The 14,083-nt window shown below is 68.9% G+C and carries 12 protein-coding genes; 6 read left to right on the top strand and 6 right to left on the bottom strand.

Features of this window, described 5'->3' with window-relative positions; genetic code table 11:
* Positions 1-111 precede the first annotated feature (111 nt).
* Complete coding sequence (locus tag ACFVIV_RS25435) at positions 112-828, top strand: hypothetical protein (RefSeq protein WP_379200381.1); 717 nt, start codon at positions 112-114, stop codon at positions 826-828.
* A gap of 62 nt (positions 829-890) precedes the next feature.
* Here ACFVIV_RS25435 and ACFVIV_RS25430 read toward each other — a convergent pair whose 3' ends face one another.
* The 6 genes from ACFVIV_RS25430 to ACFVIV_RS25405 all read right to left on the bottom strand — a co-directional run bounded on the left by ACFVIV_RS25430 (position 891) and on the right by ACFVIV_RS25405 (position 7,910).
* Positions 891-1,658 carry a MerR family transcriptional regulator gene (locus ACFVIV_RS25430; protein WP_379200379.1) on the bottom strand — a complete coding sequence of 256 codons (768 nt, stop codon included), beginning with the start codon at positions 1,656-1,658 and terminating at the stop codon, positions 891-893.
* Complete coding sequence (locus ACFVIV_RS25425) at positions 1,652-2,449, bottom strand: alpha/beta fold hydrolase (RefSeq protein ID WP_379200377.1); 798 nt, start codon at positions 2,447-2,449, stop codon at positions 1,652-1,654. The genes ACFVIV_RS25430 and ACFVIV_RS25425 overlap by 7 nt, the downstream gene beginning before the upstream one ends.
* Positions 2,450-2,662: 213 nt before the next feature.
* Positions 2,663-4,177, bottom strand: a complete 1,515-nt coding sequence (gene gatB / locus ACFVIV_RS25420; RefSeq protein WP_379200375.1) for an Asp-tRNA(Asn)/Glu-tRNA(Gln) amidotransferase subunit GatB — start codon at positions 4,175-4,177, stop codon at positions 2,663-2,665.
* A gap of 44 nt (positions 4,178-4,221) precedes the next feature.
* Positions 4,222-6,717, bottom strand: a complete 2,496-nt coding sequence (locus ACFVIV_RS25415) for an FtsX-like permease family protein (RefSeq protein ID WP_379200373.1) — start codon at positions 6,715-6,717, stop codon at positions 4,222-4,224.
* Positions 6,714-7,541: an ABC transporter ATP-binding protein gene (locus ACFVIV_RS25410; protein ID WP_379200371.1), complete on the bottom strand. Its 828-nt coding sequence runs from the start codon at positions 7,539-7,541 to the stop codon at positions 6,714-6,716. The genes ACFVIV_RS25415 and ACFVIV_RS25410 overlap by 4 nt, the downstream gene beginning before the upstream one ends.
* Before the next feature lie 39 nt (positions 7,542-7,580).
* Positions 7,581-7,910, bottom strand: a complete 330-nt coding sequence (locus tag ACFVIV_RS25405; RefSeq protein WP_379200369.1) for a hypothetical protein — start codon at positions 7,908-7,910, stop codon at positions 7,581-7,583.
* A 193-nt stretch (positions 7,911-8,103) separates the two neighbouring features.
* On the opposite strand from ACFVIV_RS25405, the gene ACFVIV_RS25400 reads away from it, so the two are divergent.
* From ACFVIV_RS25400 to ACFVIV_RS25380, 5 genes are all read left to right on the top strand, one after another.
* Positions 8,104-9,489 carry a sensor histidine kinase gene (locus ACFVIV_RS25400; protein ID WP_379200367.1) on the top strand — a complete coding sequence of 462 codons (1,386 nt, stop codon included), beginning with the start codon at positions 8,104-8,106 and terminating at the stop codon, positions 9,487-9,489.
* A 29-nt stretch (positions 9,490-9,518) separates the two neighbouring features.
* Positions 9,519-10,172 (top strand): response regulator, encoded by a 654-nt coding sequence (locus ACFVIV_RS25395; protein ID WP_379200569.1) that lies wholly within the window; start codon positions 9,519-9,521, stop codon positions 10,170-10,172.
* Between the two features lie 57 nt (positions 10,173-10,229).
* Entirely contained in the window at positions 10,230-11,975 is a 1,746-nt protein-coding gene (locus ACFVIV_RS25390; RefSeq protein ID WP_379200365.1) for a protein kinase, read from the top strand.
* A 43-nt stretch (positions 11,976-12,018) separates the two neighbouring features.
* Positions 12,019-12,909: a serine hydrolase gene (locus tag ACFVIV_RS25385; RefSeq protein ID WP_379200363.1), complete on the top strand. Its 891-nt coding sequence runs from the start codon at positions 12,019-12,021 to the stop codon at positions 12,907-12,909.
* 295 nt (positions 12,910-13,204) lie between these two features.
* Positions 13,205-14,035 carry a hypothetical protein gene (locus tag ACFVIV_RS25380; protein ID WP_379200361.1) on the top strand — a complete coding sequence of 277 codons (831 nt, stop codon included), beginning with the start codon at positions 13,205-13,207 and terminating at the stop codon, positions 14,033-14,035.
* The last annotated feature ends 48 nt before the right edge of the window (positions 14,036-14,083 follow it).

The raw sequence follows: 14,083 nt of genomic DNA, 5'->3' as shown, positions 1-14,083 counted from the left end.
CGGTTCCGCATTTCCGAATGGTGGCGGCGTTATCGCAATACAATTTGATTGTTTCGCATCCCGTTCAATAGTTTGCCGAGTTCAACCCTCTCGGGAGGGGTAATGGCCGAAATGATCACTGCGAGAATCGCCGCCGCCTTCGCGGCCGTCATCATGCTCACCGGCGGGCTGCTCACCGCGGCCTCGGGCACCGCCGAAGCCTACGGTCCCTGGTCCTGCGCGCAGGGAAATCCCTTGCAGCCCACCGCGGAGCTGTTCGGCACCTGGAACCGCGACACCATCACCGATCCCGCCGACCCGCGCATGAACGACCCGCTCACCCAGTTCGAGATCGAGGTCAACCTCACCGCGGCCATGGAGCTGGGGCTCACGGTCCACTCCGAACCCATCGACGGCGTCTTCTGGTCGGAGGAGTCCGAGCAGATCACCTATGAGCCCGCCCGCCGCTTCGAACTGGCCTGCACCGGGCGCGACAATCTGTGCTGGATCGCCGACGACATCAAGGTGCGCTACAGCCAGGAGGCCGTGCTCGGCATCGAATTCCTGCCCGCCGATCATGAACGCGCCGACGGCTTTCTCGTCCGTGTTCCCGGCGTCGACCTAGCGCGCTTCCATGACGCCCTCCTGGCCGATCCGGTCGCGCGAGATGTGCTGGGCGGCGGCTCGATCACCGAGGACGGCACCCTCATCCTGGTCGCCGACCGCGCCGATCTGGATGTGGCGCGCTCCTTCGTCCAGGGCCTGGGCGCGCAGTGGGATCCGGGCGCCGTGCGCTACGGGGACCGTCAGCTGGTCACCGGTTACTGCTTCCCGGGCGTCTATTTCTGAATGGTCACCGGCTGCTGCTTCCCCGGCGTGTATTCGGGCGTGTATTCCTGAACGCGCGCAGGTCAACTGGGCCGGGTTCGTTCGAGCCGGGTCCAGCCGGTCCAGCCGCGCTCGCGCAACAGCTCGATCAACCGGCGGGCCGGTGGTGCGGTCTCGAACGCCAGCGCGTCCAGCAGTTCGGCCAGCGAGGACGCGATATCGCCGCCGACATAGTCCTCGCCCTGCTCGTCGGCCAGCCGGGTGAGGTAGGCGGCCGTCGTGTCGGCCAGCTCGATCAGCATGGGGTCGCTGTCGGTCCGGTCCAGGGCACGGCTCAAGGTGAGATAGAAGTCGAGCAGCGGGCCTGCGAGCTGTGCGCGCTTGTGCGCCATCAACTCCGGGATGCGCTCGGGGGTGTGCGCGGCCAGCGGGATCCAGCCATCGCGTTCGACCCGGACGATCCGCTCGTCGACGCCGAGCGACCGCATCCGGTCGAGGAATTCGACGACCTCCGGCGGCAGGGCCAGGCTGTCGCCCGCGGCGAGGCGGGCAATCCGCTCGCGGTGCCGCTCCCGCTGCCGGATCTCCGCTTGCAGCCGCTCATCGATCTCCGCGACGGCCGCGGCGAACTCCTCCGGGTCCGCCCGGAGCAGCTCCCGCACCCGCGCCAGCGGAACCCCGGCCTCGGCGAGGGTCCGGATCCTGATCAGCTCGACCACGGCGGCGGCGTCGTACCGGCGATAGCCGGAGTGGTCCCGTTCCGGTTCCGGCAGCAGTCCCTTGGCGTGATAGTGCCGCACCGCGCGCACCGTCACCCCGGCATAGGACGCCAGCTCGCCGATGGTCAACATGTGGCCAGTCTGCCCGCGATCTCGCGGGCGTGGGTGACGACCAGCGCGTGCGTGGCCTCGAGCCAGGTGACCGAGATCTGCGGCAGCTCGCGGACGAGCCGTTCTATGCCCGCCCGCCAGTTCCGATTGCGTTGCGGCGTGCGACCTTCGGTGCCGTGCCCGGCCATGGCGGCCGACATGATCATGGTGATCGGGCAGTCGATGGCGCGAAAGCGATCGAGGGTCTGTTCCGTGCGGATCACATCGAGTTCGAGGTTCAGGTCGAGAATCTGCCGTGGAGTCAGCAGTACCTGACGCGGGGTACCTTTCAAGGTCTCTTGCCACGTCGCCAGGTTCTCCCACAGCTCCCGGAATTCCGGCAGGTCGGCCTCGGTGATGAACGGTTCGGGAATCGGGTTCGCGCCGTCGATGAGCACGAGTTCGGCGGCGACGCCAGGGAATTCGGCGGCATGGTGCACGATCAGATCCGCACCGTAGGAATGGCCCGCGAGCACGGGCGGCGCGGGCAGATCGAGCCGTTCCACCGCCGCCATCACCGCGGCGAAATCACCGGCGAACGCCTCGAAGGCGTAGCGATCGGCGGCCGAGGACAAGCCGTGCCCCCGCAGGTCGAAGCTGATCACATGGTGATCGCGCCGCAGGAATCCGCCCAGCTCATGCAGTTCGGCCCGGCTCGAGGTCAGCCCGGGGCACAGCACCAGCGGCCGTCCGCGGCCGCCGTGCGAGACAGGAATGACGACGCCGTCGTGGTGGACCGTGAAGTGCTGGAGTGCATCGGCTTTCGCAGTCATGCCGCTCATGCTGCGAGGTTGACCCTGCGTCAGGGTCAACCTCACCGCTGCGGCTGAGGAGGGAGCGGGGGCTAAGCCCCCGAAACCCCCCTTAGCTGCGCCCGAGGCAGGAGCGCGGCCCAGGCCCCCTTGGTACGCCGGAGGCAGGAGCGGGGCCCAGGCCCCCTTGGTACGCCCGAGGGGGAACGGGGGCCAGGCCCCCGAAACCCTTACTTATCCTTCGACGCCGCAGGCGGCCAGGACGAGTTCGCGGACGCGGGCGGCGTCGGCTTGGCCGCGGGTGGCTTTCATGACGTCGCCGACGACCTTGCCGGCGGCCTGGACCTTGCCGGAGCGGATCTTCTCGGCGATGTCCGGGTTGGCGGCGAGGGCCTTGTCGACCTCGGCCTGGAGGGCGGAGTCGTCGGAGACCATGCCGAGGCCCCTGGATTCGACGATCTGGGCCGGGTCGCCTTCGCCGGCGAGGACGAAGTCGACGACCTGCTTGGCGACCTTGTTGTTGATGGTCTTGGCCTCGACCAGCGCGGCCACCTCGGCGACCTGCTTGGGGGTGATGGGCAGGTCCTCGATGGAAACCTCGCGCTCCTTGGCCTTTTCGGTCAGGGAGTTCACCCACCAGGCGCGGGCGGCCTCGACCGAGGCGCCGGCGTCGACGGTGGCGATGATGAGGTCCAGCGCCCCGGCGTTCACCAGGTCGCGGAAGACCTCGTCGGACAGGCCCCAGTCCGCCTGGATGCGGGCGCGGCGCAGCCACGGGTACTCCGGGATGGTGCCGCGCAGCTCCTCGACCCACGCCGCGTCGGGCGCGATGGGCTCGAGGTCGGGCTCCGGGAAGTAGCGGTAGTCCTCGGCGGTCTCCTTCACACGACCGGAGGAGGTGGAGCCGTCGGTCTCGTGGAAGTGGCGGGTCTCCTGGATGATGGTGCCGCCCCCGGCCAGCACCGCGGCCTGGCGGCGCATCTCGAAGCGCACCGCGACCTCGACGCTCTTGAGCGAGTTCACGTTCTTGGTCTCGGTGCGGGTGCCGAATTCCTTGGCGCCGATGGGCATGAGCGAGACATTGGCGTCGCAGCGCAGCGAGCCCTGCTCCATCTTCACGTCCGACACGTCCAGGGACTTGAGCACCTCGCGCAGCGCGGTCACATAGGCGCGCGCCACTTCGGGCGCCCGCTCCCCCGCGCCGGTGATCGGCTTGGTGACGATCTCGATGAGCGGCACGCCGGCGCGGTTGTAGTCCAGCAGCGAGTGCGAGGCGCCGTGAATGCGGCCGGTCGAACCGCCGACGTGCAGCGACTTGCCGGTGTCCTCCTCCATGTGCGCGCGCTCGATGTCGACCCGGAAGGTGGAGCCGTCATCGAGCACCACATCGAGGTAGCCGTTGGTCGCGATGGGCTCGTCGTACTGGCTGATCTGGTAGTTCTTCGGCTGATCCGGGTAGAAGTAGTTCTTCCGCGCGAACCGGCCCCACGGGGTGATGGAGCAGTTCAGCGCCAGGCCGATGCGGATCGCCGACTCCACGGCCTTCTCGTTCACCACCGGCAGCGAGCCCGGCAGGCCCAGGCAGACCGGGCACACCTGGGTATTGGGCTCGGCGCCGAATTCGGTCGGGCATCCGCAGAACATCTTGGTGGCGGTGCCCAGCTCGACATGGACTTCCATACCGAGCACCGGCTCGTACCGTGCAATGACGTCGGAGTAGTCCATCAACTCGACCGTGGCTGCGCTCATGCGGACCATCCTATGAAATGCGGCCCGCATGAGGCGCAGCAGTATCAGTCGGCGGCAATGGCCTCCACGATCGGCAGCCGCGCGGCTCGCACCGCGGGTGGGATGGAGCCGAGTAGCGCCAGCACCAATGCGATGACGGCGTACACCAGCAGCAGCGGGCTGGGCTGGTAGGCGACGTCGACCGAGACGGTATTGGTCATGGCGATGGTGACCAGATAGTGCACGGCCGCGCCGATGGCCAGGCCCAGCCCCGCCCCGACCACACCGATGCCCGCGGCCTCGGCCAGCACCGCGCGCAGCAGGAACCGGCGGCTGGTGCCCATGGCACGCAGCACGCCGAGCTCGCGGCGGCGTTCCAGGACCGACAGCATGAGCGTGTTCAGCAGCGCGACGGTGGCCACCAGCACCACGATCCAGAGGATGGAGGAGCTGAGCGAGGTGCCCTGCTGCAGGCTCGAGGAGATGGCGGCCACCGAGTCGGCGCCGGATTCCACATGCAGCTCGGCGGGCACCACGTCCCGAATGGCGGCCTGCACCTGCGCCGGATCCGCGCCGGGCAGGAAGTCCACGCCGAGAATGGTTTCCCCGGGCCGCTGATACCACTGCCGCAGAATCTCCAGATCCATGAGCACCACGCCTGCGATGGCGGAGAAGTACGGCACGACGTCCAGCACCTCTACCCGGTGGATGCCGGTCGCGGTCGGTAGCTCGAGCATCGACCCCTTGCTCACATCCAATGACCGTGCCACGTCGCGGGATACGACCACGCCCTCGCCGAGTGCCATGCGGCGGAACACGTCCGCGCTCAGGCCGTCGGTGACGGTGCTGCGTCCCTGACCTTCCTCGAAGGCCTGCAACATGACCCGGCCGCCGCCCAGGGTGGCGAAGGCCATCTGCGCCGAGCCCACACCCTCGACGCCCGGTACGGCGCTGACCTTGGCCTTCAGGTCGGCGGGCAGGATCGGCCCGGTGGGGAACTCCTGCATGGAGCTGGGGCTGATGAATACATCGGTGACGCCCAGGCCCTCGAAGGTCTCGCCCGCCGAATCGACCATATTGCGGGTGGCATTGCCGATGGCCACCACGGCGGTGACGCCGATCATGACCGTCATGGCCGTGGCCCACACCCGCCGCGGCGAGCGTTCCACCGCGGTCGCGCCCAGCGCGCCGGGTGCGCCGAAGAGCCGGGCGACCGCCGCGGTGGCGCGCACGATCGGCCCGGTGGCGGCGAAGCAGAACATGACCGCGCCGCCGATGGACAGCGCGCTGGCGGTCATTGACAGCCGGCCGAAATCGCCGTTGGCCATGAAGATTCCGGCCCCGACCAGCACCACGCCCAGCACCACCGCGCCCCAGCGCAGCATCGGGTTCGCCTTGTCCGCCGTGGACACGCCCACCGGAACGAGCGCCTCGATGGGCTCCACCTTGTACACCTGGCGGGCCGCGATGGCGGCGGCGGCGACACTGGCCGCCACGCAGGCCGCGATGGCGACGGGTATGGCGTAGGCGGGCACCATGTATTCGGTGCGCGCCTCCACGGCGTTCAGCATGGCCGCGGGCAGCCGGTCGATGGCGCCGCGGCCCATGAGCACGCCGATCAGCGAGCCGATCAGGCCGCCGAGCAGGCCGAGCAGCGCCGCCTCCACGATCAGGTCCCGCACCATGGGCGCGCGGCGGCCGCCGATGGCGCGCAGCAGCGACAGCACCGGACGGCGTTGTGCCACCGCCATACTCATGGCGTTGTATATGAGGAACCCGGACACGATGAGCGCCGCGGCCGAGGAGGCGAGTGTCGAGTAGCGCACCAGTTGCACGGTGCCGCCCGCCTGTGCCGCCCGCAGTCCCGGATCCGCGACGACGGCGCGACCGGCCACCGCCTCGGTGAGCGCCGAGCGCAGTTGTGCCACATCGGCATTCGCGGCGGGAATGATCTGGATGGAATCCAGCCGCCCGGCCCGCTCGGTGATCTTCTGCGCCACCGGCAGCATCGTGATCACGATGTGCCCGCCGTTGAGCTGTTGCGAGGTCTCGTCGTCGAGTACGCCCGCGACTGTCGCGGTGACCGCGCCGAACTGGAGCTTCTCACCTTCGGCGAGCCCCATGCCCGCGCCCACCAGAACGCCGTTGGACACGGTCAGCAGCTTGCTCGCCTGATCTCGCAGTGGTCCGTCCAGATCGCTGCCGAGTTCGGAGACGCTGGCGTCGGCCCCGATGAGCAGGGCCCGGTTGTCGTCGGCGCCGATGGACTGCCGCAGCATGGGCACGGCCGTCTGCACCCCGGCGGTGCTCCGGACCTGTTGCAGCAGTTGCTGATCGAAGCCCGCATCGGTGATGCCGCTGATCTCCAGCGCGGCATTGCCGCCCAGGCTGCGGGTGAGCTTGTCCACCGAGCCGGTAATGGATCCGGAGATGCTGAACACCGAGACCAGCAGTCCCGCGGAGATTCCCATGACGACCATGGACATGGTGGTGCGGCCGCGGTGGGCGAGGAGCTCACCGATATTGAACAGCCGCAGTCGATCCCAGACCGCGCGAATCATGCGCGCACCGCCCCGGCATCATCGGAGGCGGCCCCGGCGTCATCGGAGGCGGCGTCATCGGAAGCGGCTCCGTCGGTGTCGGTCCCGCCGAAATCGGTGGCCTTGCGGAACGCCTCCGGAATGGCGCGCACCTTGCCGTCATCGCCGCGCTCCACCCGCTCGGTGGCGCCGATGCGGCCGTCGCGCAGGGTGATGACCCGGTCGCAGTAGCGCACCGCGCCCATATCGTGGGTCACCATCACCACGGAATTGCCCTGCTTGGTGATGTCGCCGAGCAGTTCCAGAATCGACGCGCCGGTCTTGGAATCCAGGTTGCCCGTGGGCTCATCGGCCAGGATCAGCGGCGGGTCCATAATGAGCGCCCGCGCCACCGCGACCCGCTGCATCTGCCCGCCGGACAGTTCCGCCGGCCGATGCTCGGCGCGATCGGCCAGGCCGACCAGCTCGAGCAGCTCCAGGGCGCGCGGCTTGGCCTTGCGCAATCCGGTGCCGTCCAACAGCTTCGGGATGGCCACGTTCTCCCATGCCGACAGGGTGGGCAGCAGGTTGAAGAACTGGAAGATGAAACCGACCTGATGTCGCCGGAATTCGGACTGCCGATCGTCGTCGAGGTCGCCGATCTCCTTGTCCTGGAATCGGATCGACCCGGAACCCGGAGTGTCCAGCGCGCCCAGCAGATGCAGCAGCGTGCTCTTGCCCGAGCCGGACGGCCCGATAATGGCGGTGAACTCGCCCGCCTCGATGCGCAGGCTGATGCCGTCCAGCGCGCGGACGGTCTGTTCCCCCACCCGGTATTCCTTGACGACGTCGGTCAGTTCCAGCATGGTGATTTCCCCTCGTTGATCGGCCGGCTGCCGGATGGCTCAGCTGGCCAGCGCCCGCGGTCGCGGGCTGCGGTAGAGACGATCGGTGTCGTAGGCGTCCAGGATCGCGCGCAGCGCGGGCTGCTCGGCGGTGAGCTCGTTGTGCACGTCGACCACCGATTTGCCTTGCGCCAGTGCGTGTTCCAGTTTCACGACGAGATGGTTCTCCCAGCGGTGCCGCAGTGCGAGCAGCACGCCGTCGGGTCCGCCGAAGAGCCGGTCGAGGCCCGGCAGGTCGTCGAACAGGGTGGGATCGAACGGATCCCGGGCCGCCCGGTCGAGGACGGCGTGCAGGATGTCGGTGCGTGCGTGCAGGTCTGCCCAGGACATGGCCCCCAGCCTTTCGTAACGCGCCCGGTGATCTCGGTTGTGATCGGGCACTGTGCCGATACACCCGACGCTACGGACGGGCCGTGTTCCTGTCGTCGTGCCCCGGACGCGACTTGCTCTCCTACCCCGGTAGGAGCCGTGCCCCTGCTCCCGCACGATGTACGCCGTCAACATCGGCCATTAGCCTTGCAGAATGAACGTGACCAACGCCACCCCGGCAGCCCTCGGGCAGGCGTTGCGGGATCTGCGGGCCCTGCCGCGGACCAGCGCGGCGCGCATCCGCCGGTTCATCCGGAATCCCGCCGAGGAGTTCCGGCGCAATGTCGAGCGCACCGAGTACGGCTATCCGGCCCCGGTGGTCGCATTGATAGACCTGGTCGTCCTGGTGGTCGGGATCATCGCGATGCTCCATCGATACCAGGAGGGTTACGGCCCGAGCATCCTGCCGGTCGTCGCCCTGGTGGTGCTCAACCTGCACCTGCCGCTGTACGCCTTCCTGGGCGTCCTGCCCAAACCGCTGATCGTGGCCGTATTCACGATGTCGTCCGCGGCGCTGTTCCTCGCGCAGCCGGTGCCCACCGATATCGCGCCGTTCATCCTGTTCGCCGCCGCCGGCGAGATCGCCGCCATCACGCCGATGCTGGCGAGCATCCCGGTGACCCTGGCCATGCTGGGCGAACTGGTCTTCTTCAGTTCCATCGGGCATGTCGACCTGCCGCTGCCGGTCTGGGTGGTGGGCATCCTGTGCGGCTGGATGGTCGGGCAGCTGCTGAACTATCAACGCCGCTACCTGTTCCAGGAGCGCGAGAATCAAGAGGTCAGAGCCGTGCAGGCCGCAGACGACGAACGCCGCCGCATTGCCCGCGAGGTGCACGACGTGATCGCGCATTCGCTGTCCATCACGCTGCTGCACGTGACCGCCGCCCGGCATGCCCTGCAGACCGATCGCGATGTGGACGAGGCGGTGGACGCGCTCACCGACGCGGAACGGCTGGGCCGCCAGGCCATGGCCGATATCCGGCGCACGGTGGGCCTGCTCGATCAACGGCCGGCCTCGCAGACCCCGGAACCGGACCTGGCGGATATCGGTGATCTGGTGGCGGATTTCGTCCGCGCCGGCATGACGGTGGACTACCGCCTCGACGGCGATACCTCCGCGGTCTCGGCCGGTGTCGGGCTGGCGCTGTACCGGATCAGCCAGGAATCGCTGGCGAATATCGCCAAGCATGCGCCCGGCGCGGACGCGAAGCTGCGAATCAAGATATGCGCCAAGGATATCCGGTTCGATATGAGCAATACGCTGCCCGCCGGGGCCGCCGCGCGCCCGGGACGCGGCATGGGCATTTCCGGTATGCGACAGCGCATCGGGCTGCTCGACGGCGCGCTCACCGCCGGCCCCGTCGACGGCGGCTGGCATGTGCACGCGCAGATTCCGCTCACCGGCATCCCGGTGACCAGCCTCGGCTGTCTCGCCAATGCCGCCGAGGATTCCCTGCGCACCGCCCTGCAATCGATGACCCGCAAGTTCGAGGCCCGCCCGGATCCGGTCGCGCCCAAGGAGATTCAGGAGGGTGCGTGACCGCGCAACCGGATGAGGAGCTCGTCTCCGTGCTCGTCGTGGACGATCAGGAACTGGTGCGCGGCGGGCTGCGCCGGATCCTGCGCCGCCGTGACGGTTTCGTGGTGAGCGAATGCGCCGACGGGGACGAGGTGCCCGCCGCCGTGGCGGCCGAGCGGCCGGATGTGGTGCTGATGGATCTGCGGATGAAGCGCATCGGCGGCATCGAGGCCACCCGGACGCTGCGGCTGCGACCGGACGCGCCGCCGGTGCTGGTGCTCACCACCTTCGATGATGATCAATTGCTATCGGGAGCATTGCGCGCGGGCGCGGCGGGGTTCCTGCTCAAGGACTCCCCCGCCGAGGATCTGATCCGGGCCGTGCGCACCGTCGCGGCGGGCGGCGCGTGGCTCGATCCCTCGGTGACGCCGCGCGTGCTGACCGCATACCGGTCGGCACGTCCCACGCCCGCGCCCGGCGACACCCACCTGTCCGAACTCACCGTGCGTGAACTCGAAGTTCTCGAACTCATCGGCCGCGGCCGCCTCAATGGCGAGATCGCCAAGGAGCTCGGCATCTCCGAAGTGACCGTGAAAAGCCACGTGGGGCACATCTTCGGGAAGCTCGGGTTACGGGATCGGGCGGCGGCGATCGTCTTCGCGTTTGACCACGGTGTAGTTTCCCCCGGAGAATCCACTTCTTAGAGGGGTGGGTCGCGGACATTTCGTCGTTGCCCTCCCGGGAGTTGGAGGTTTGACGGGGTGGAAGCACCGCCATCACGGGCCGGCGGCAGGTTCGGGCCGTACGAGTTGCGCTCGCTGCTGGGCAGAGGCGGTATGGGTGAGGTCTACGAGGCCTACGACACCGTCAAGGATCGGGTGGTCGCGCTCAAGCTGCTGCCCGCCGAGCTCGCGAAAGATCCCTCCTACCAGGAGCGTTTCCGCCGCGAATCACAGGCCGCGGCGCGGCTGGCCGAACCGCACATCATCCCCATCCACGACTGGGGCGAGATCGACGGTGTGCTCTACATCGATATGCGGCTGGTGCGCGGCCAGGATCTGCGCAGCCTGCTCGACTTCCAGGGCACCATGGCGCCACTGCGCGCGGTCAATGTCATCGACCAGATCGCGGCCGCGCTGGACGCCGCGCACTACTCGGGTCTTGTGCACCGGGATGTGAAACCCGCCAATATCCTTGTCACTGATGCGGATTTCGCATATCTCGCCGACTTCGGCATCGCCCGCGCCGAGGGCGACACCACGCTCACCATCGCGGGCAGCGCCGTGGGCTCATACGCCTACATGGCTCCCGAGCGCTTCGACTCCGGACCGGTGACCGGGCGGGCCGATATCTACTCGCTCGGCTGCGTGCTGCACGAATGCCTCACCGGCGGCAAGCCGTTCCCGGCCGACAATATGAGTGTGCTGATCCGCGCGCACCTCTCGGATCCGCCGCCGCGCCCGAGTACGCAGCAGAGCGGGATTCCCCCGGCCCTGGACGCCGTGGTGGCGCGGGCGCTGGCCAAGGATCCCGCCGCGCGCTATCTGACCGCGGGTGAGTTCGCACGGGCCGCGCGCACCGCGCTCAGCGGCGGCATGGTGGCGGCGCCGCCGACCGAGGTGCTGCCGCGCGGGCGCACCGTGCCGCCCGCGCCGGAACCGCCGGCAGCCGCGCCCACGGTCCGGAACACGCCCCCGGTGCGCAATACCGATCCCACTGTGGTGCAACCGAATACCGGGAACTATCCGCCGTACACCACGGGCAGTTTCCCCGCCGTGGGCGAGGAGCAGCCGGCCACCAGCGATCTGCCGGTCATCGTGCCCGCCGATCCGACCGTGGTGCGGGTCAGCGATCTGCACTACACGCCGCTGCCGCAGCAGGCGCAGCCGCGCGGGCCCCAACAGCAGCAGCCGGTGTGGGGACACGCCCAGCCGCAGGACTTTCCGTACGCGCCCGCGCCCGACCCGTCGCTGTATCCGACCTCGGATCATCCGCGCTACGAGGATCCGCAGCCGCCGCCGCGGCGGTCCTCGCGCACGTCCATCGCGGTGCCGATGGCCATCGGTGTGCTGGTGATCGCCATTGCCGCCATCGCGGGCGCGGTGGGCTGGCAAGTCCTGGACCGCTCCGGTTCCGAATCACCGAAGACGACGGTGGCGCAGGACGATCCGAACATCACCGTGCCGCTGACCCAACCGCCCACTACGACGACCTCCGCGGCGCCCACCACGGTGCAGTTGCCGGCCGGCGCCACGCCGTGCGCGAAGGTGTACTCCGCCCTGAGCGGTTACACCACCTCCGCCATCGGAAACGGTGTCACCAGTTGTCCTTTCGCGGAAGAAGTGCGCCGGGCGTATGCTGACGCGACGGCTGGGCGGCCGGGGACGGCGACCAGCGTGGTGGCGGTCAGCCCGGTCACCAACCGGTCGTACACGATGAGCTGTACGGCCACAGGCAAATTGGTCACCTGCACGGGTGGCGAGAACGCGGTGGTGTATGTCTACTGACCCTATTCCGGCCTGTCGCAAGGCTGTTGCCCGAGGCCTCGCGATGGCGGCGCTGCTCGCGGTCTCCGCGTGCGGAGCGGACCGGGTGACGGGCAATCCGGTGGCCGATCCGGCCGCCGTGGCGCTGGGGGCCGTCGGGGGCCCGGGCATGTCGATGATCGGACCCACCCTGCCGGATCTGTTCGGCCTGCCCAATGTCGTTTCTCTCGCAGCCGATTTCGCCGATCTGGAGGCCGGACTGGACGGCAGCGTCGGGCTGGCGATCATGCCGGTCGGCGGCGGGGACATGACGGTGCTGGGCGACTGGGTCGTCGGCGACGCCTGGTCGACCATCAAGGTGCCGCTGGCGCTGGCCGCGCTGCGCAATGATCCCGAGGGGCTGCGCGATACCGCCGAGGCCGCCATCACCTATTCGGACAATGGTGCGGCGCAGGCGCTTTGGGATTCCCTCGGCACCGGCAACGAGGCCGCCGACGCGGTGGAGGCGGTGCTGCACGAGGCCGGAGACATGAACACCGATGTGGGGTCCCGGCACTCGCAGCTGGCCGCGCTGGGCGGCAATCAGCTCTACGAATTCGGCGCCACCGATTGGACGCTCACCGATCAGGTGCGCTTCGCGGCGCAGTTGCCCTGCCTGCCCATGGCCAACCGGGTGGTCACGTTCATGAGCGAGATCACGCCCAGCCAGAGCTGGGGGCTGGGCCGGCTGATCGACGCGCAATTCAAGGGCGGCTGGGGGCCGCACGACGACACCGGCAAATACCTGGTTCGCCAGTTCGGTTTGATCCCAACGCTGTCCGGGCCGATCGCGGTGGCCATGGCCGCCGAGCCGGAGTCGGGCTCGTTCGAGGACGCCACCGACATGATGGACAAGATGGCCATGCTGGTCGGCGAGCACCTACCGAACCTGCACGGCGGGCTGTGCAGCCACTGACGCGGGGGCGGTGTCGTCACTCGATTCGGCACTGTCGCCATTGAGCCGCAGGGAATATCACCGCTGACGCTGAAATGCGGCTATACGCACTGCGTTTGACCCTGCCGCCCGGACGCACAACAATCCCTTGCGAATTGACGGGTTTACGTGTGTCCGCTAGGAACAGGGACTTACATGTACCCGGACACGTACGGAGGTAAACCGGGTGGACGCATCGCGATCGCGCGCCGCTGACAGTAAGGGCGGGCGGCTTCGGCCCCTCCGCCGCTTCGCACGCGCGGCGGGCTGTGGTGCGGTGGCCTTGCTACTGGCCGGGGCCGTCGGCTGCTCCACCGAGGATCCGGTCATGGTGCCCACCACGACCAGCGCCGCCGGCGGGCCCGCGACCACCACCGCGGGCATCGTCATGGCCATGCCCGGCAGTCTCGCCTGGGATTTCAGCAATGAGCTACGCCCGGCCCTCAACGGCAAGGTGGCCCTGGCCATTCTGCCGGTGGGCGGGGATCGCGTGGTGACCCTCGGCGATTGGAGCAGCGGCCCGGCCTGGTCCACCATGAAGGTGCCGCTGGCGCTGGCGGCGCTGCGGCAGAACTCCGGCTATTCGGGCACCGCGAGCACGGCCATTACCTACTCGGACAATTCGGCCGCCGATGTGCTCTGGCAGTCCCTCGGCGCGCCCGCCGCCGCGGCCCAAGCCGTGGAGGCGGTGCTGCGCGAGGGCGGCGACGCGGTCACCAAGGTTCCCGCCACCCGGACCCGCTCGGAGTATTCCGCCTTCGGACAGGCGGATTGGTCGCTGGACGCACAGGTGCGCTTCGCCGCGAAGCTGCCGTGCCTGCCGGAGTCCGACAGCGTCACCGGTCTCATGGGGCAGATCAGCTACGGGCAGCGCTGGGGGCTGGGCAATCTGGACGGCGCCGAATTCAAGGGCGGCTGGGGACCCGACACCAGCGGGAACTACCTGGTCCGGCAGTTCGGGCTGATTCCGGTCGAGCGCGGGCAGGTGGCCGTGGCCATGGCGGCGGCGCCCAGCTCCGGGTCCTTCGACGAGGGCACCGTCATGCTCAACAAGGTGGCGGCGCTGGTCGGCGAGCATCTGGACGAATTGCAGGGCGGGGTCTGCTGAAGCGCGCGGTGACCGGCGGATCGCCCAGGTCTTAACCAGCGGTTCACG

The sequence above is a fragment of the Nocardia sp. NPDC127526 genome, assembly GCF_042672265.1.
GTDB lineage: Bacteria > Actinomycetota > Actinomycetes > Mycobacteriales > Mycobacteriaceae > Nocardia.
This window is presented reverse-complemented; position numbering and strand designations above follow the sequence as displayed.